The organism is Collinsella sp. CLA-AA-H167 (assembly GCF_040095305.1).
Classification (GTDB): domain Bacteria; phylum Actinomycetota; class Coriobacteriia; order Coriobacteriales; family Coriobacteriaceae; genus Collinsella.
Window position 1 is genome coordinate 1 of record NZ_JBBNGA010000008.1, and the last position, 18,196, is coordinate 18,196.

Annotated in this window: 13 protein-coding genes; 8 read left to right on the forward strand and 5 right to left on the reverse strand. The window is 60.7% G+C overall.

From position 1 onward, the window contains the following. The first annotated feature begins 317 nt into the window (after positions 1-317). The 3 genes from AAAT03_RS06200 to larD all read left to right on the forward strand — a co-directional run bounded on the left by AAAT03_RS06200 (position 318) and on the right by larD (position 5,482). A complete protein-coding gene (locus AAAT03_RS06200; protein WP_349102914.1) occupies positions 318-3,050 on the forward strand; it encodes a phosphoenolpyruvate carboxylase in 2,733 nt (910 codons plus the stop codon). 373 nt (positions 3,051-3,423) lie between these two features. Beyond that, positions 3,424-4,701 (forward strand): nickel-dependent lactate racemase, encoded by a 1,278-nt coding sequence (gene larA, locus AAAT03_RS06205; RefSeq protein WP_349102867.1) that lies wholly within the window; start codon positions 3,424-3,426, stop codon positions 4,699-4,701. Between the two features lie 49 nt (positions 4,702-4,750). Next, complete coding sequence (gene larD / locus AAAT03_RS06210; protein ID WP_349102868.1) at positions 4,751-5,482, forward strand: D/L-lactic acid transporter LarD; 732 nt, start codon at positions 4,751-4,753, stop codon at positions 5,480-5,482. Positions 5,483-5,785: 303 nt separating this feature from the next. On the opposite strand, the gene AAAT03_RS06215 is transcribed toward larD, so the two are convergent. The 4 genes from AAAT03_RS06215 to serB all read right to left on the reverse strand — a co-directional run bounded on the left by AAAT03_RS06215 (position 5,786) and on the right by serB (position 8,788). Next, on the reverse strand, positions 5,786-6,325 hold the full coding sequence (locus tag AAAT03_RS06215; RefSeq protein ID WP_349102870.1) for a TetR/AcrR family transcriptional regulator: 540 nt from the start codon (positions 6,323-6,325) through the stop codon (positions 5,786-5,788). A gap of 2 nt (positions 6,326-6,327) precedes the next feature. Next, entirely contained in the window at positions 6,328-7,245 is a 918-nt protein-coding gene (locus tag AAAT03_RS06220; RefSeq protein ID WP_349102871.1) for a LarC family nickel insertion protein, read from the reverse strand. Between the two features lie 10 nt (positions 7,246-7,255). After that, positions 7,256-8,038, reverse strand: coding sequence for a nickel pincer cofactor biosynthesis protein LarB (gene larB, locus AAAT03_RS06225; protein WP_349102872.1), 783 nt, complete (start codon positions 8,036-8,038; stop codon positions 7,256-7,258). 114 nt (positions 8,039-8,152) lie between these two features. Then, entirely contained in the window at positions 8,153-8,788 is a 636-nt protein-coding gene (gene serB / locus AAAT03_RS06230; RefSeq protein ID WP_349102873.1) for a phosphoserine phosphatase SerB, read from the reverse strand. Positions 8,789-9,044: 256 nt separating this feature from the next. On the opposite strand from serB, the gene aspS reads away from it, so the two are divergent. Next, entirely contained in the window at positions 9,045-10,832 is a 1,788-nt protein-coding gene (gene aspS, locus AAAT03_RS06235; RefSeq protein ID WP_117583379.1) for an aspartate--tRNA ligase, read from the forward strand. 120 nt (positions 10,833-10,952) lie between these two features. Here aspS and AAAT03_RS06240 read toward each other — a convergent pair whose 3' ends face one another. After that, positions 10,953-11,969 (reverse strand): LacI family DNA-binding transcriptional regulator, encoded by a 1,017-nt coding sequence (locus AAAT03_RS06240; RefSeq protein ID WP_349102875.1) that lies wholly within the window; start codon positions 11,967-11,969, stop codon positions 10,953-10,955. A gap of 376 nt (positions 11,970-12,345) precedes the next feature. On the opposite strand from AAAT03_RS06240, the gene AAAT03_RS06245 reads away from it, so the two are divergent. The 4 genes from AAAT03_RS06245 (at position 12,346) to AAAT03_RS06260 (ending at position 18,100) form a co-directional block, all read left to right on the forward strand. After that, positions 12,346-15,354 carry a glycoside hydrolase family 2 TIM barrel-domain containing protein gene (locus AAAT03_RS06245; RefSeq protein ID WP_349102876.1) on the forward strand — a complete coding sequence of 1,003 codons (3,009 nt, stop codon included), beginning with the start codon at positions 12,346-12,348 and terminating at the stop codon, positions 15,352-15,354. Between the two features lie 3 nt (positions 15,355-15,357). Further along, positions 15,358-15,813 (forward strand): hypothetical protein, encoded by a 456-nt coding sequence (locus AAAT03_RS06250; protein ID WP_349102877.1) that lies wholly within the window; start codon positions 15,358-15,360, stop codon positions 15,811-15,813. Positions 15,814-15,966: 153 nt separating this feature from the next. After that, a complete protein-coding gene (locus AAAT03_RS06255) occupies positions 15,967-17,430 on the forward strand; it encodes an amino acid permease (RefSeq protein ID WP_349102878.1) in 1,464 nt (487 codons plus the stop codon). 421 nt (positions 17,431-17,851) lie between these two features. Further along, positions 17,852-18,100, forward strand: coding sequence for an HPr family phosphocarrier protein (locus AAAT03_RS06260; RefSeq protein ID WP_158571684.1), 249 nt, complete (start codon positions 17,852-17,854; stop codon positions 18,098-18,100). Positions 18,101-18,196 lie beyond the last annotated feature (96 nt).

Here is an 18,196-nt window from a genome sequence, read left to right on the forward strand (position 1 = left end):
CTCCCTCCATCGCGGGCCGGGGGATTCCGGCCCCTCTGGGGTTGCCTACCCGGATTCGCGCCTCAGGACTCAGCGCAACGCGTTGCGCTGAGTCCTGAGGCTGTTGCAGTGAACATGAGAATCAAGGGCAGAAAATACTTTTGTGTGGTAAAGCGCAATCAGCGCCGAAAGTTTTTGCCGAGTGCCTATAATGAATACCGCATGTTACGTGCATAGAAGGAGGAATGGGAGGAAACGTGGCTGAGAACCTAAGCAACCAGTCTGTACCCGAAGCCGCGGCGCGCGTCGCTGCCGTGGTCAACCGCCTCGTTAACCGAATCGGCTCGAATGCCGAGTCCAGGGAGCGTCTCGCCGAGATCGAGATCCCCGAGGAGCTGCGCGACAACTTGGCGCTGTTCCTGCGCCTGGAGCGCCGTGTGCTTAGCGAGTATGATCCCGAGATCGCGGACCTGTTCGACAAGATCCTGACGGCCGAGATTGTGGCCAATGCCGGAAACCCCGGCGCCCGTGCTGCCGACGAGTCCGTCGACGAGCAGGGCGTGCCCACCGCCGACGAGCCCACCGCCGTGGCGTTTCGCGAGGTCGTCGATCTGATTGACAGTCTGCCGCTCGATAAGCAACAGGTCATCGTTCGCGCCTTTACGAGCTTCTTCCATCTGGCAAACCTGTCGGAGGAGAACTACCGCGTGGCGCAGCTGCGCGAGCGCGAGGCAGGTGCGTCGACCGATACCGAGGTCGATCCCGCCAACGAACTCACCGTCGCCTATCACCAGTTGATAAACGAGATGGGTGTCGAGGGCGCCAACGAGCTGCTCGACAAGCTCGAGTTCCACCCTGTCTTTACCGCACATCCCACCGAGGCCCGTCGTAAGGCCGTCGAGGGCAAGATTCGCCGTATCTCCAACCTGCTGGAGGAGCGTCCGCGCCTGGGCGGCTCCGACCTGGTGGAGAACGAGCGCCATATGCTGCAGGAGATCGACGCCCTGGTGCGTACGAGTCCCATCGCGCTCAAGAAGCCCACGCCGGTCGAGGAAGCCGATACCATCATCGACATCTTCGATAACACACTGTTCGACGTCATCCCCGTCATCTATCGTCGTTTTGACAACTGGGTGCTGGGCGACAAGGCCGGTACCGTGCCGCCGCTGTGCCCGGCGTTCTTCCATCCCGGCAGCTGGATCGGTTCCGACCGCGACGGCAACCCCAACGTTACCGCCAAGGTGAGCCGCGAGGTCGCCGCCAAGTACTTCACGCACATGGTGCTCAAGCTCGAGGACAAGTGCCGCCGCATCGGCCGCAACCTTACGCTCGAGGCCGCCTACAGCAAGCCGTCGGCAGAGCTCATGAACCTGTGGAACCATCAGGTCGAGATGAGCGCTCAGTACACGGCTCGCGCCGAGCTGATTTCCGAGCACGAGCCGCATCGCGCCGTCATGCTCGTCATGGCCGATCGTCTGAACGCCACCGTGCGTCGCATCACCGACACTATGTACCACAGCGCCGATGAGTTCTTGGAGGACCTGCGCGTCGTCCAGCGCTCGCTGGCCGCCTGCGGTGCCGTCCGTGCCGCCTACGGTCCGGTGCAGACCATCATCTGGCAGGTCGAGTCCTTCGGCTTCCATATGGTCGAGATGGAGTTCCGTCAGCACTCCGTGGTGCATGCCCGCGCCCTTAAGGATATCCACGAGAACGGTATCCATGGCGATCTGCAGCCCATGACACGCGAGGTCATCGACACCTTCCGTGCTATCGGCTCCATCCAAAAGCGCTACGGCAAGAAGATGGCGCACCGCTACATCATTTCGTTCACCAAGAGCGCCCAGCATGTGGCCGACGTCTTTGAGCTTGCCCACCTGTCCTTTGCGCACGAGGAGGATGTCCCCGAGCTCGACGTGATCCCGCTGTTCGAGCAGCTCGAGGACCTCGAGGGCTGCGTCGACGTGCTCGATCAGATGCTCACGCTGCCCGTGGTGCAGAAGCGCCTTGCCCAGACCAACCGCCGCATGGAGGTCATGCTGGGCTATTCCGACTCCTCCAAGGATGCCGGTCCTACCACGGCCATGCTCGCGCTGCACTCCGCGCAGGAGCGCATTGCCAAGTGGGCCGAGAAGAACGATATCGACCTGGTGCTCATGCACGGTCGCGGCGGTGCCGTGGGCCGTGGCGGCGGCCCGGCCAACAAGGCCGTGCTGGCGCAGCCCAAGGGTTCGGTCAACTGCTTCTTTAAGCTCACCGAGCAGGGCGAGGTCATCTTTGCCCGTTACGGCAACCGCACGCTGGCTCAGCGCCATGTTGAGTCCGTTGCCGCCGCAACGCTTTTGCAGTCGGCCCCGAGTGTCGAGAAGACCAACACCGAGACCACGCAGAAGTTCTGGGATATGGCCGAGAAGCTCAACGCCGCAAGCCACGAGCGCTATCTGGACCTGCTGAACACCGAGGACTTTACACCGTGGTTCTCGACCGTGACGCCGCTGACCGAGGTCGGTCTGCTGCCGATCGGCTCGCGTCCCGCCAAGCGCGGCTTGGGCGCCAAGTCGCTCGACGACCTGCGTACCATTCCGTGGATCTTTAGCTGGAGCCAGGCGCGCATCAATCTGGCCGCTTGGTACGGCCTGGGCACCGCCTGCGAGCAGCTGGGCGACCTTGACCAGCTCAAGGCTGCCTATCAGGAGTGGCCGTTCTTCCGCACGTTCATCGACAATATTGAGATGTCGATCGCTAAGACCGATCAGCGCATCGCCAAGATGTATCTGCACCTGGGCGATCGCCAGGATCTGTCCAAGAAGGTCTTCACCGAGATGCAGCTCACGCGTAAGTGGGTCCTTGCCATCGTCGGTGACGAGTGGCCGCTGCAGCGCCGCCGCGTGCTCGGCTGCGCCGTTCGCGTGCGTAACCCCTATGTCGACGCCCTGTCCATCGCTCAGGTCCGCGCCCTTCGCGAGGTGCGTATGAACCAGGACGAGATGGCCGAGGAGAAGAAGGCCGAGTACATGAGCCTGATTCTTTCGACTGTGACTGGCGTCTCGGCAGGATTGCAAAACACGGGGTAATCGATAGCCCTGTGGCTCTCACCGGGACCCGACGGGTTTCCCCCTGAATGCGTCCTCGCACTTGAAGCCCCCTTATCCTGCTCCTTCGGAGCTGCGGATAAGGGGGCTTCGTGCTGCGGAATGCATTCAGAGGGAAGCCCGTCGGGTCCCTTCGTCCTCGGTCTTCAGGGATTGGAGCTGATGAGAATAAAGTACGCTTCGCGCCTTACGACTGTTGCGGCCGCGGTCTCGTTTGGGATCGCGGCCGTTTTGTTGTGGGTCAAATATGAACGTTGTGTTAATGAGTCGGTAGACGGTGGTGTTTTTCGGTGAGCGGCGTATCCTTCCAACGGTTTATCTAGTGTGTCAGTTGAAAGGAAGAGGGCGCTCGTCATTGTTTGAATGTGAACTGCCGTTTGACCACAAGACGTTGCATTTGGAGCTCGAGGATAAGAACTTCGCGGGTGTGATGGAAGGTCATCAAAACGAGTTTATGACCACGAAATCGCAGGAGGAGCTAGTAGAGGAGTCGCTTGCCAACCCTTATGGCTCGCCTTCGCTCGAGGAGCTTTGTGCTGGCAAGAAGGATATTGTCATCATTAGCTCCGATCATACGCGTCCCGTTCCCTCGCGTGTGACGATGCCTATTCTGCTGCATCACATCCACTCCGCTGCGCCTGAGGCGCGCGTTCGCATTCTGGTTGCTACGGGTATGCACCGTCCGTCGACGCACGAGGAGCTCGTCAACAAGTATGGCGAGGAGATCGTTGCCAACGAGGAAATCGTCATGCACGTCGCGACTGACGACAGCATGATGAAAAAGATCGGCACCCTGCCTTCTGGTGGCGAGTGCATCATCAGCAAGATTGCTGCCGATTGCGATCTGCTGCTTGCCGAGGGCTTCATTGAGCCGCACTTCTTTGCCGGTTTCTCTGGCAGCCGCAAGTCCGTCCTGCCTGGCATCGCCAGCTACAAGACCATCATGTACAACCACAACGGCCAGTTTGTGAACGATTCCCATTCGCGCGCCGGCAACCTGTGCCACAACCACGTGAGCGAGGACATGTTTGCCGCTGCCGAGATGGCTCACCTTGCCTTTGTGCTCAACGTGGTGCTCAACGGCAAGCACGAGGTCATTGGCTCCTTTGCCGGCGACATCCACAAGGCGCACGAGGCTGGTTGCGAGTTCGTGAAGAGCCTTGCCGGCGTTGAGCCCGTCGAGTGCGAGATTGCCATCACCACCAACGGCGGCTACCCGCTCGACCAGAACATCTACCAGGCTGTGAAGGGCATGTGCGCTGCCGAGGCTACACTTCCCGAGGGCGGCGTGATCATCGATGTCGCCGGTTGTGCCGATGGTCACGGCGGCGAGGGCTTCTATCACAACATCGCCGACAACGATCCGGCGGAGTTTGAGCGCGCCTGCATCGACCGTCCCAAGGACGAGACCCTGCCCGATCAGTGGACGAGCCAGATCTTTGCCCGCATCCTAGCGCATCACCCTGTGATCATGGTCACCGACCTTTGCGATCACCAGATGCTCAAAGATATGCACATGACGCCGGTCAACACTATCGAGGAGGCGCTCAAGCTCGCCTTTGAGATGAAGGGTGCCGATGCCAAGGTGGCCGTCATTCCCGATGGCCTGGGCGTTGTCGTCGCGCAGCACTAGTGCGTGGCCCAAACGAATCGTTTATAACCGACAAGAAAGATAAGGTTTTATGCTTACCAAACTCCTCTGCGAATTCGGTGCGACGGCCCTCATGATCGTCTTTGGCGTGGGCGTGCACTGCGATACCGTGCTCAAGGGCACCAAGTATCAGGGCTCTGGCCACATGTTTGCCATCACCACCTGGTCTTTTGGCATCTCGGTCTGCCTGTTTGTCTTTGGCGGCGCCGTGTGCATGAACCCGGCTATGGTGCTTGCCCAGTGCATCGTGGGCCTGGTGCCGTGGAGCAGCTGCATCCCCTTCATGATTGCCGATATGCTCGGCGGCTTTGTGGGCGCCGTAATCGCTTGGTTTATGTATGCCGATGAGTTCAAGGCTTCCGATGGTGTCGTCGACCCCATTGCCCAGCGCAACATCTTCTCGACCAACCCCACCACCGAGGGCACGAACTATGCTCGTAACTTCTTCTGTGAGGCTATCTGCACCTTCGTGTTCATCAGCGCCATCCTTGCTGCCGCTAGCCGCGCCGGCGAGAACGTTCTGATGCTCGCTATCTGCGTTGGCCTGATCGTTTGGGCCGTTGGCATGGGCATGGGCGGCATCACCGGCTTCGCCATGAACCAGGCACGTGACCTTGGTCCTCGCATGGCCTATCAGGTGCTGCCGATCAAGAACAAGGCTGACAACAACTGGAAGTATGGTCTGCTTGTTCCTGGCATCGCTCCGTTTGTCGGTGCCGCTCTGGCCGCGCTGTTTGTGCATGGTTTCTTGGGCATGTTCTAGTCTGAGGCTACATAGTTGTTCGCTGGCCGCATGGGGTAACTTCCCAGCGCGTCCTCGGACATGAAAGAGCCCCCGCTGCGCACTTCGTGCGGCGGGGGCTCTTTTGTCCTGCGGAATGCGCTGGGAAGTTACCCCATGCGGCCAGCTGCGGGATCTTTGCTGCGCTCGAGCAAGCAACCCAACATATAAATCTGAATTTGGATGGGAGGGGCTTGTTGCTGTTGGGGGCGTTGAAGTGCGAGTGACGCTTTTGGGATGCGTGGCGCCCTGGGTTGGGGCGATGCTTTGGGATGAGCTTCTTACTTAGTTGAAGAGGGGTTTTATGGCTGATAGGTAGTCTTTGGCTACGTCCTCTTTTGGGGCTTGGAAGTTGTGCCAGGCCCACCATTGGACCATTCCTACGAAGCTTGAGGCTATGTGGTGTAGTAGGAAGCTTCGGTCCATGGTGGCGGCGGGGCCGTTTGGGTCGGTAGGGACGGTTTCGGCTGCTCGGGCCATGATGGTCTTGCGTAAGCAGTCGGCGAAGACGCGTGAGCCGGCGCCGGCTACGAGGGCTCGTACGCCCTGACGGCGTTCCCAGAGGTTGTTGAGGATATGCTCGACTTGTACGAGCGGATCATCGAGCGGTGTGCCATCGTCGTCGAGGGCGTGGGTGCAAATGTCGCTCACGAGTTCGGACAGTAGGTCATCTTTGCTCTTGAAGAGGCCGTAGAACGTGGCCCGACCAACATGGGCGCGAGCGATGATGTCGCCGACGGTGATCTTGCCGTAGTCCTCCTCGCGCAGGAGCTCGGAGAATGCTGCGACGATGGCGGTGCGGCTTTTTGCCTTGCGGGCGTCCATGGCTATGCGTCCGCGTGAACGAGCAGGCAACGGAGCGTGCCGGAGCAGCCCTCGTAGGGGCGCTTACCGGCGCCGTAGCCGACGGCCTCGATGCGGTAGCGGACCGGCAGGTGCTCGGACGTGCGCAGTGCGGCGACGATGGCAGCGCCCGTGGGCGTCACGAGCTCGCCGGCGACCGGTGCGGGCGTGAGGGCGATATTGCCCGCCTGGCACAGGTTGACGACAGCGGGGACGGGGATGGGCATAAGGCCGTGGGCACAGTGGATGGTGCCGTGACCCTCGGAGAGCGACTCGACCACGATGTCCTCGATGCCCAGGTCATCGAGGCAGATGGCGACGGAGCAGACGTCGACGATGGAGTCGACGGCGCCCACCTCGTGGAACATGACGGTCTCGGGCGTTTTGCCGTGGGCCTTGGCCTCGGCGGCGGCGAGCGCGGTAAAGATGGCGAGCGCTCGACGCTTGGCGCCATCACTTAGCTGTGAGCAATCGATGATGGCGGTGACGTCCGCCAAAGAACGGTGGTGATGGTGGTGGGCGTGATGGTGACCCTCGTGGCCATGACCGTGGGCCTCATGGTCATGCTCGTGGCAGTGCTCGTGTTCATGCTCGCCATGATCATGATGGTGGTGCTCATGCTCGTGCGTGTGCTCGGTGCCCGCTTCGTTGCCGTAGAGCCAGGCCATGTCGTGGTCGTGGTTCTCGAGCTCCTCTGCCAGCTGAACGTCAAAGTCGCAGGCGTCGATGCCATGCTTGTTTACGCGCGTCACGGCAATCTCAAAGCCGCTGACCGGAAGCGTGGCGAGCTGATCGCGCAGATGCTCCTCGCTGGCGCCCAGGTCGAGCAGGGCCGCGACGGTCATGTCGCCGCTGATGCCCGAGGTGCCGTCGATGATAAGCGTGTGCTGATGGTTTGACATGAAATGCTCCTTAGCGGGCGCAGGACGCGCCGGCGCTCAGATGATTGATAAGACTTGCCTGGTAGGCGGCACCAAAGCCATTGTCGATATTGACGACCGAAACGCCGCTGGCGCAGGAGTTGAGCATGGCGAGCAGCGCGGCTACGCCGCCAAAGCTCGCGCCGTAGCCCACGCTGGTGGGAACGGCGATGACCGGGCAGCTCACCAGACCGCCGATAACGCTCGCCAGGGCGCCCTCCATGCCGGCGATGGCGATGACCACCTCCGCCTGGGCAAGTTCCTCGGCATGTGCGAGCAGGCGGTGCAGGCCGGCGACACCTACGTCGTAGAGGCGGTCGACCTCGTTGCCATAGAATTCGGCCGTCAACGCGGCTTCCTCGGCGACGGGTAAGTCGCTCGTGCCGGCGCAGGCGACGACAACGCGTCCGTTGCCGGTGGGGGAGGGCTTGCCGCCCACGAGGGCGAGCTGTGCGTCCGGGACATATCCCAGGTCGATGCCGTTGCCGAGAAGCTCCGAGGTGCGGGCTGCTTTTTCGCTGTCCAAGCGCGTGACCAGGATGCGCTCCTGGCCAGCATCGCGCAGTGCTTCGATAATGGCGGCAATCTGCTCGGCGGTTTTACCGGCCCCGTAGACAACCTCGCCGGCTCCCTGGCGCACCCCGCGCGAAAGATCGAGCTGTGCAAAACCCAGATCGGCGGTCGGAGCCGTCTGGATACGCGTGAGGGCGTCGGCAGGGGCGACTGCTCCGTCGGCAACATCGCTCAGCAATTGCTCAAGATCTCGCTTATCCATATATGTTCCCTTCGACGGCGCAAAGTCTAACACTCAAAGGGTATGTTTCCGAACACTAAGACAAAATTGTTCGGAAACTATAGGACAGACTGATTCAATTGTTAGACGGATCGGCTAGTCGCGCAGGATGATGTCCATGGCGAGCATCAGGTTGCGCTCGTCGATGGCAAACGGGGCGGCTTCGCGCGTCTTGGGCTTGGCGCAAAACGCGATGCCCGTGCCCGCGGCCTGGATCATGGGGATGTCGTTTGCCCCGTCGCCAATAGCGACCGTGTGGGCCATGTCGACGCCGCACTCAACTGCCCAGTCCAGCAGCTGGATGAGCTTGGACTCCTTGGTCACAATGTCGGCAGCCAACTTACCGGTGAGCTTGCCGTCCACGACCTCCAGACGATTGGCCAGGCAAAAGTCGATACCCGCGGCAGCCACGATCTTATCGGCGACCTCGTGGAAGCCGCCGCTCACCACGCCGACCTTCCAGCCCTTGCTGTGTGCCGAGCGCACAAGCTCCAACGCGCCGGGGGTAAATGTCACGCGCTCAAAGGTGCGCTCGAACACGCTCTCGTCCAAGCCGGCAAGCAGCCCCACGCGCTCCTCGAGCGTCTGCTTAAAGTCGAGCTCGCCGCGCATGGCGCGTTCGGTGATCTGCGCTACCTGCTCGCCCACGCCGGCCTCCTCGCCCAACAGGTCGATGACCTCCTGGTTGATGAGCGTGGAGTCGATATCCATAACGATGAGGCGTGCAGTCATGGCGGGCCTTTCCGAGTGCAGTTGTATTAGGGCACATTGTCGCACGTGGCGCGCGTTGGCGACGGTCACGGTGCGTCAATTGTTTCGTCTCCGTCAAGTCTTTGGGCAAGAGTTACTTTTTCGCGGCACATCGTCGCGGGTGCGATAATATAGAACGCCATGTCTGGCTGCGCGGTTTACGCAGGCTGGGCAAATCTGTACGACGCCGCCCGGAACGACACGGGGCGGCACAGATCCATAAAGGAGGATCACTGGTATGAGCCAGACCCGTCCCATCGATGAGCATTCCATGCACACCCGTACCTGCGGCGAGCTTCGCTTCGAGAACGTGGGCGAAGAGGTCACCCTCACCGGTTGGGTGAGCCGTCGCCGCGACCACGGCGGCCTTATTTTCTGCGACCTTCGCGACCGCGAGGGCATCACGCAGCTCACCTTCGACCCCGAGCACTCCGACGGCGATGCCTTTAAAATCGCCGAGACCATGCGTCCCGAGTGGCCCATCAAGATCCACGGCGTCGTGCGCGCCCGTGGCGAGGAGACCACCAACACCAAGCTCGCGACCGGCGAGATCGAGGTCCTGACCGACCACGCCGAGGTACTCAATACGTCCGTCACCCCGCCGTTCCAGATCGAGGACGGCATCGAGACCAGCGAGGACACCCGTCTGCGCTATCGTTATCTGGACCTCCGTCGTCCCGAGATGATGGCCAACCTCAAACTGCGCTCCGACTTCACCTTTGCCATTCGCGAAGCGCTGCACAACCGTGAGTTCATGGAGGTCGAGACGCCCTCCCTGTTCAAGTCCACGCCCGAGGGCGCCCGCGACTTCATCGTTCCCAGCCGTATTCAGCCGGGCAACTTCTACGCTCTGCCGCAGTCCCCGCAGCTCCTGAAGCAGCTGCTTATGGTCGGTGGCGTCGAGCGCTACTACCAGGTTGCCAAGTGCTTCCGCGACGAGGACCTGCGTGCCGACCGTCAGCCCGAGTTCACCCAGGTCGATATCGAGATGTCCTTCGTGGACCAGAATGATGTCATGAGCGCGCTCGAAGAGGTCTTGGCCGACGCCTTCGGCCGCATGGGTGTCGAGATGCCCACGCCGCTGCGTCGCATGAACTACTGGGAGGCCATGGACACCTATGGCTCCGACAAGCCCGATACCCGCTATGGCATGCACTTGGTCGACCTGACCGACATCTTTGCCAACTCCAAGTTCAAGGTCTTTGCGACTGCTGCAAACGAGGAGGGCTCTGTCGTCAAGGCCATCAACGCCAAGGGCGCCGGTGCCTGGGCACGTGCCAAGATCGATAAGCTTGCCGGCGTGGCCTCCACGTTTGGCGCCAAGGGCCTGGCCTGGATCGCCTTCCGCGAGGACGGCTCCATCAACAGCCCCATCGTCAAGTTCTTCTCGGACGAGGAGATGGCGGCTCTGCGCGAGCGCATGGACGTCGAGCCCGGCGACCTTGTGATGTTCGCCGCCGGTCCGCGCCTGCTCTCTGACGAGATCCTGGGCGGCATGCGCTCCCACATGGCCAACGCGCTCGAGATCAAGCGCGAGGGTCACGATTTCCTGTGGGTCGTCAACTTCCCGCTGTTCCACTGGGACGAGGACCGCAAGGCCTATGCAGCCGAGCACCAGCCGTTCACCCTGCCGACCGAGACCGACATCGCCAAGATCGAGGCCGATCCGCTGGCAGCCGGTTCTTGCACCTACGACTTTGTCATGGACGGCTTTGAGGCTGGCGGCGGCGGTATGCGTATCCACAACGCCGAGATGCAGATGTCCATGCTCAAGCTCCTGGGCTTTACCGAGGAGCGCGCCGAGTCGCAGTTCGGCTTCCTCATGGAGGCGCTCAAGTTTGGTGCGCCCCCGATGGGCGGTTTCGCTCTGGGTCTGGACCGCGTGTGCATGCTGCTCACCGGCTCCGACTCCATCCGCGACGTCATGGCGTTCCCCAAGACGGCCAGCGGCTCCGACCTCATGTCGGGCGCCCCGAGTGCCGTTTCTGGCGCCCAGCTCAAGGACGTCAGCCTGCGCCTGATGTAGGCGAGTGGCTACATATTGCCTGCAACGAGGGAAGGACGCGTGCCTTCCCTCGTTTTTTATGCGCCGAGGTTGTGAGGGCATGGGGTGACCGGACGTCGCGGAAAGCCCTGCCAAGGTTTCTTATAGCGAGTCTCTCTGAACGAGCTGCATGTGCATGACAGTGGTGGTGGGCGCGGCGCCGTTGATCATATCGAGCGCAATGTCTGCGGCCATGCGGCCTTCCTCGCGAAGCGGCTGACGAATGGTCGTCAACGCGGGGACGCTGCGAGCTGCGACCTCGTGGTCATCGAAGCCCACAATCGAAACGTCCTTGGGTACGCTAATTCCCGCTTCGTTGAATGCGGCGATAACGCCGGTTGCGATACGGTCCGATCCGCATAGCACGCCGTCGGCATGTATTTCGCGCGCGAGCAGCCGCCGCGTGGCTTGGTAGCCGTCTCCGCTGCTCCATCCGGTATAGATGACATTTTCATCCGGAAGGCTTTCGCCCAAAATTGCACGGTAGCCGCGAAGGCGGTCGACGACGGCGGGGTTATCCTGCGGCCCCAGCACGGCAACGATGTCCTTGCGTCCGCGATCTTTCATGGCGAGCGCCGCAAAGCGTCCGCCCTCTTCGTCGTCGGAGTAGACCGTCGAGAACACGTCGCGATAGGGATGGCCCTCGAGCTGGCCGCATAACACAGTGGGCACGCCCAGCTCGCGTAGCACCTCGAGCAGCTCACTGCCCTTGTAGGGCGAGACATCGATGACGGCGTCAAACGAGCGGCGCTCAAAATGCTCGCGTGCGCGATTGCGCTCATGCGAGGAAGATGCCTGCAAGATCACGGGTAGGTAAGACGACTCCGAAAGTTCCTCGGTAATACCGCTTAAAAACTCACTGTAGGTGGGATCGCTAAACAGCTCGCTCAAAGGCTCGGTCACGAGCACGGCGATGATTTCCGTGCGCCCGACAGCGAGCGCTCGGCCGCGAGCGTTGGGGACAAAATTGACTTTCTTGGCCGCCGCACGGACGCGCTTTTTGGTTTCTTCGCTAATGCGGGGCGAATCGTTGAGGGCGCGCGATGCCGTGGAGCGCGACACGCCGGCAGCTGCGGCAACCTCGGCAAGCGTAGGTGCGGTGCGAACTGGCTGGGTCATGGCGTCTCCTGGAAAATGCGGTCGATGTTGTCACTGATACGGGCTGGTGCGGATACAGCTTACTATAGTGCACCTGAACAGCGTTCATGATATCCGGAGACCGGTGTCGTTTTGCAACCAAGCCGCAATCGAATACGTCTCGTGTGGCTGAGATATCAGCGGGCGTGGCGGTTGCCTACGAGCTTAAGAACGATGTTTTGCGTTGAGTTTCGATATTCAGGGTGACATAAGTGTCGCGGTTGTACAACCGGTTGCACCGTTAATCCGGCCAAATCGACCGTTCAGCGGACAACCGGTTGCACAGTTTTTTGCATCGCCCGCAAGATAAGGACAACCGGTTGCACAAGAATCACTACGATGACGAAGGAGCATCACCATGGACTCCATTAACGATTGGGAAAACCAAGCGCTCACCCACAGGAACCGCCTGGCACCCCATGCGTACTTTATGGGTTATGAGACCGCCGATCTCGCCGCTACGTACAGCCGCGAGCTGTCGCGCGGGTTTGTCCAGCTGTCTGGCTCGTGGCAGTTCCGCCTCTTTGAGGGGCCTGCTGCCGTCTCCAACGAGGAGCTCTCCACGTACAAGTCCGAGTGGGATCACGTGGAGGTTCCGCACCTGTGGCAGGTAGACGGCTATGGCAACCTTGCCTACACCGACGAGGGTTTCCCGTTTCCGGTGGATCAGCCGTTCGTTCCCTCCGACGACCCCACGGGCGTCTACCAGCGCATCGTCAACCTTCCCGCCGTTCCTGCCGGCGCCCGCGAGATCATTCGCTTCGACGGCATCGAGAGCTATGGCGAGCTGTACGTCAACGGCCAGTTTATCGGCATGACCAAGGGTTCGCGCCTGTCTGCCGAGTTCGACGTGACCGACGCGCTCGTCGAGGGCGACAACCTGTTTGCGGTCAAGGTCCTGCAGTACAGCGATGGCAGCTATATCGAAGATCAGGACATGTGGTGGGCTTCGGGCATTTTCCGCGATGTGTACCTTATGCAGCGTCCCGCCGCGCACCTGGTCGACTTTAGGTTCCGCACGCACCGCGAGGGCGATGCCGCTCTGATCACGCTCGATACGGTGGCCGAGGGCGCTACCCGCGTCGTGTTTACGCTCAGCGATGGCGAGAACGTGGTGGCTACGGGCGAGTGCGTCGACGGCCATGCCGAGTGCAGCGTTGCCGATGCCCACTTCTGGAACCCCGAGGACCCCTTCCTCTATGACCTTACGTTTGAGGTCTACGACGGTGACGAGGTCAGCGAGTACGTTCCGCATCGCCAGGGCCTTGCCGAGGTGACGGTCGAGGGCAATCATATCTACCTCAACGGCACCTACTTTAAGATGCATGGCGTCAACCGCCACGATCACGACGATCACAAGGGTCGCGCTGTGGGCCTCGATCGCATGCGCCGCGACCTGGAGCTCATGAAGCGACACAACATCAACGCGGTGCGCACCTCTCACTATGCCAATGACCCGCGCTTCTACGAGCTGTGCGATGAGTATGGCATCATGCTGGTCGCCGAGACCGATATGGAGAGCCACGGTTTCGAGAATATCGGCAACATCGCTCTGGTCACCGACGACCCGGCATGGGAGTCGGCCTACGTCGACCGCGTCGAGCGCCTGGTGATGCAGGAGCGCAATCACGCCTGCATCATTATGTGGTCGATGGGCAACGAGAGCGGCTACGGCTGCAACATCCGCGCGATGTATGCCAAGGCTCATGAGCTCGACGGTCGTCCGGTTCACTACGAGGAGGACCGCAACGCCGATACCGTCGACGTCATTTCGACGATGTACTCCCGCGTGTCGCAGATGAACGACTTTGGCGAGCATCCGTTCCCCAAGCCGCGCATCAACTGCGAGTACGGTCACTCCATGGGCAACGGCCCCGGAGGCCTGTCCGAGTACCAGGAGGTCTTCGATCGTTGGGATTGCATCCAGGGCCAGTTCATTTGGGAATGGTGCGACCACGGTCTGGCCGCTGTGACCGAGGACGGCGTTGCCTACGATATGTATGGCGGCGACAACGGCGATTACCCCAACAACAGCAACTTCTGCATCGATGGCATGGTGTTCCCTTGGCAGCAGCCGAGCCCGGGCCTCACTGAGTATGGCCAGGTCATCTGCCCGGTTCGCATGGCTTATGACACCGAGGCGGGCGAGCTGACCGTCACGAACAAGCGCTGGTTTACTGCCCTCGAGGATGTCTGCCTGTCGGCGGAGACCCTGGTAGACGGCGATGTAGTGTGCCGCAAGACGCTTATGCCCGGCGCGGTGGCTCCCGGCGAATCCGTCCAGCTGCCACTGGTGATTCGCGAGGCCGCGGTAGGCGAGACCCTGCTGACCGTGCGCGCCTACACCATGGCGGCTCACGCCTGGTGCGAGCCGATGCTCCAGCTGGGCGCAAGCCAGTTTGCCATCGCAAACCATCCGGCGCCGGCCATCGCCGCTCCCGCTCGTCCTGAGCTTACGGTCGAGGAGACCGAGCAGGAGATTCGCATTCACTCCCTCAACGGTGAGCTGACCTTCAGCAAAGTCAACGGTACCGTGAGCGAGTGGAAGGCATCCGGCCGCGACGTCATGGCCTCCGGTCCCCAGGTTGGTTTTTGGCATCCGCTCGTCGACAACCACGCTCAGGAGTATGACTCCCTGTGGAAGGACAACTTCATCGATGTGATGCAGACGTCTACCCGCAAGGTTTCTTGGAAGCAGGACGGCAATGCGGTCGTCGTTACCGTGAGCCAGCGTATCGCTCCTCCCGTCCGCGCGTTCGGCATGCGCGTCGAGCTCGTCTACACCGTGCTTCCGAGCGGTCGCGTCGACCTCAAGGTTTCCGGCGAGTCCTACGGCGATTACTCGGATATCATCCCGCGCATCGGCATCTCCTTCGAGGTCCCCGGTTGCAATCGTGCCGTCGAGTGGTATGGCCACGGCCCGGGCGAGAACTATCCGGACTCGCTGCGCGCCAACCCGGTCGGTCATTATCGCACTACGGTCGACGACATGTTCACGCCCTACGTTATGCCTCAGGACTGCGCCAACCGCGAGGGTACCCGCTGGGTTGCCCTGCGCTCCAGTCACGGTGACGGCGTGTTGGTGACTCGTCCGGCTGACGCCGCCTCCAATCCGTTCTCGTTCTCGGCATGGCCCTATAGCTGCGAGGCAATCGATAACGCCAAGCACGTCTACGACCTTGTCAAGGGCGATACGGTCACGGTCAACATCAACGACCAGCTGCTCGGCCTTGGCTCGAACTCTTGGGGTTCCGAGGTACTCGATTCCTACCGCACCCGTTTTGAGAGCTTCAGCTTTGAGGTGTCCCTGCGACCGCTGACGTCTGCCGATCTGGCTCAGGCGCTGGCACCCATTAAGGAGGCATAAGTCATGCATGTCTTTAACTCGCGCGCCGATTTCGACGCTCAGATGAAGTCCGTCAAGAAGTGGATGCGCACCGGCCAGGCGCTCGATGGTGTTGCCGACCTGCAGCACGACGTGGCGTACTCCATCGGCGACTCGTTGGTGTACTGGTGGGTGAACGCCCACGAGGCAGCTACCGCCGATCTGGTCGGTCACCGTCGCTACCATGCCGTGCTCGCCCCGCTCGACGGCGACCTGACTGTCGAGGTTGCCCCCAAGGCAGGCCTCACCTGCACCCGCGCATACAGCGATATCGACGATCGTGAGCGCTTTGAGGGTACGGGGGAGACCGTGACGATTCCCGCCGGCGGCGTTGCCGTCGTCGAGATCGACGAGGCCTACCGTGTCGTGGCCGATGCCGCGGATCCCCGCGTCGTGGTACTGCACGTGACGGTTGAAGGTTATTCCTTCCCCAACAAGTAGTATTCGTCCGTTTGGACGTTTGCTTCGCGCCGTTAAGGGGGATGGCTTTGTTGACTCCCTTTTCCCCATTCCCCTTAGCAGGTGCGCCGTCCACGATTGCGCTTGCAGTCCGGACGGTTTTAGATGAGATATAACGGATGATTGGGAGGGCTTATGAGCTCTGAAAAACGAGGAACGATTGGTTCGTTCGCTCTGCTGGGCATGACGGTCGCCGCCGTGTTCGGTATCAAGAACATCATCAACAACAACGCGGCCATCGGCTTGGCAGCTGCGCCGTCGTTCTTCTTCGCCACGCTTTTGTACTTTGTCCCCTATACCCTGGTTACCGCTGAGTTCGTCGGCCTCAACAGGGACTCCGAGTCTGGCGTGTACGCATGGGTTAAGACCTCGATGGGTGGTCGCTGGGCGTTCCTGACGGCATTTAGCTACTGGTTCGTTAACCTGTTCTACTTTGCGTCCGTCCTGCCCAACGTCATCATCTACGCGAGCTACGTGTTCTTTGGTGCCAATGCCGAGCTCTCACAGCTGTGGATCACCATTATCGAGATCGTTGTCTTTGCTATCGCCACGTGGGTGTCGACTAAGGGCGCTAAGTGGATCGGATCCATTTCGTCTTTTGGCTCGACAGCGGCTCTCGGCCTGACTGCCGTGTTCATCTTGCTGTCCCTGGCTGCTGCCTTTGGCGGCGTCGAGTTCGCTACGGCTCCTACCCCCGCTAACATGGCTCCCGACATGAGCAACTTCGCAACTATGTGGGGCTTCTTCGGTACGCTTGCCTGGATCATCCAGGGCGTTGGCGGCGCTGAGTCTGTCGGCGTGTTCCTTAACGACCTTAAGGGTGGCGTCAAGGCCTTCGTGCGCACCGTCGTTATCGCCGGCCTGACCATCGGCCTTCTGTATGCAGGCGCTTCGCTGCTGGTCAACCTGTTCATCCCCGAGGGCGGCGTTGCCATCTCCACCGGCATCTTCGACGTGTTCGGTGCTGTCTTTGCCCACTTTGGCATTCCCATGGAAGTGTCCACGCGCGTCATTGGCCTGATCCTTCTCGCTGCCACGCTGGGCTCCCTCATGATGTGGACTTCTGCTCCCATCAAGGTCTTCTTCACCGAGATCCCCAAGGGCGTCTTTGGTAGCAAGATTGTCGAGCTCAACGAGCACGGCATTCCCGCCCGCGCCGCTTGGCTGCAGTTCGCCATCGTCGTCCCCATCCTGATCATCCCGGCCTTGGGCTCTGGTAACCTCGACGACCTGCTCATGATCGTCACCAACATGACGGCTGCCACCGCTCTGCTCCCGCCGCTGCTGATCCTGCTTGCCTACTTTATGCTGCGCAAGAACTTCGACGCTGCTCCCCGTGGCTTCCGCATGGGTTCGCGTACCTTTGGCCTGGCCATTGCTGCATTCCTGCTTGTGGTTTTCTGCTTCGTGCTTATCTGCGGCACCGTTCCGCTCGATCAGCCTTTGTGGCTGACGCTGGTCTACAACGTCGGCGGCGTGGTTGTCTTCCTGGGCCTTGCCGTGATGTGGTACAACCGCTACATCAACCGCCTGCGCGAGACCGATCCCGAGGCCGCCGAGAACGAGCTTCGCCCCTCCGTCCTCGACATGATGGAGTAGCGGTTAGGATTAATCTACGGCTGTGGAATAAATCGATTCCTTTTCCTAAGGAGGGGCCTTACGAGGCCCCTCCTTTTGTGTTTTGGGGCATGGTTTTGGACCCCGTGGTCAAAAAATGCCAAATATGAGTACTGTTGCAAAAGAGGTGTCATATTTTTCGGCCTGTTCTGAGCAAAAACGGGCTCAAAATCAATTTATATAACCCCCTTTAAAGGGCGTTTGACGGCTTTCAACATCTTCGAATCGCTCAAAGTAGGCATTTTGCTCTCGATTTTGCTGCTACTAAATTGGTGACAGTACTCATATTTGCCACTTTTTGCCCCCGAGGTGTTCAGAGGAGCTCTCGACAAGCATCTAACGCTACAATAACTATCACGTGGCTGGGTTTGCCGGCCGAATGTGCGATGCCGCGGGAGGGGACATGGTCGAGTTTACAAAGACGATTAAAGATCCGTTGGGACTGCATGCCCGCCCGGTTGCGCTGCTCTACGACATCATTGCCAAGCACCGTAGCGACGTGTCGGTCAGTATCGGCGAGCGCCATACCGACGGTCGCGATGTGATGGGGCTCATGGCGCTCTACGGCGAATGCGGCGAGGACATCGTGTTCCGCGTTTCGGGCGTGGACGAGGCCTCGTGCGTCACGTCGATCAGAAACCTCTCGCTCTAAAGCGCAACAATGTGACGAAGGGACAGTCCCTTTGTCACATCTTTCTTTGTTGCATATAGGAAACTTTTCCGAAAACTGAATAGGGACCCTTTCCAA

Bases quoted from the DNA above. Each gene is read 5' to 3' on its own strand.
- larD (WP_349102868.1), top strand. From the start codon at position 4,751: ATGCTTACCAAACTCCTCTGCGAATTCGGTGCGACGGCCCTCATGATC.
- AAAT03_RS06215 (WP_349102870.1), bottom strand. From the start codon at position 6,325: ATGGACGCCCGCAAGGCAAAAAGCCGCACCGCCATCGTCGCAGCATTC.
- AAAT03_RS06220 (WP_349102871.1), bottom strand. From the start codon at position 7,245: ATGTCAAACCATCAGCACACGCTTATCATCGACGGCACCTCGGGCATC.
- larB (WP_349102872.1), bottom strand. From the start codon at position 8,038: ATGGATAAGCGAGATCTTGAGCAATTGCTGAGCGATGTTGCCGACGGA.
- serB (WP_349102873.1), bottom strand. From the start codon at position 8,788: ATGACTGCACGCCTCATCGTTATGGATATCGACTCCACGCTCATCAAC.
- aspS (WP_117583379.1), top strand. From the start codon at position 9,045: ATGAGCCAGACCCGTCCCATCGATGAGCATTCCATGCACACCCGTACC.
- AAAT03_RS06240 (WP_349102875.1), bottom strand. From the start codon at position 11,969: ATGACCCAGCCAGTTCGCACCGCACCTACGCTTGCCGAGGTTGCCGCA.
- AAAT03_RS06245 (WP_349102876.1), top strand. From the start codon at position 12,346: ATGGACTCCATTAACGATTGGGAAAACCAAGCGCTCACCCACAGGAAC.
- AAAT03_RS06250 (WP_349102877.1), top strand. From the start codon at position 15,358: ATGCATGTCTTTAACTCGCGCGCCGATTTCGACGCTCAGATGAAGTCC.
- AAAT03_RS06255 (WP_349102878.1), top strand. From the start codon at position 15,967: ATGAGCTCTGAAAAACGAGGAACGATTGGTTCGTTCGCTCTGCTGGGC.
- AAAT03_RS06260 (WP_158571684.1), top strand. From the start codon at position 17,852: ATGGTCGAGTTTACAAAGACGATTAAAGATCCGTTGGGACTGCATGCC.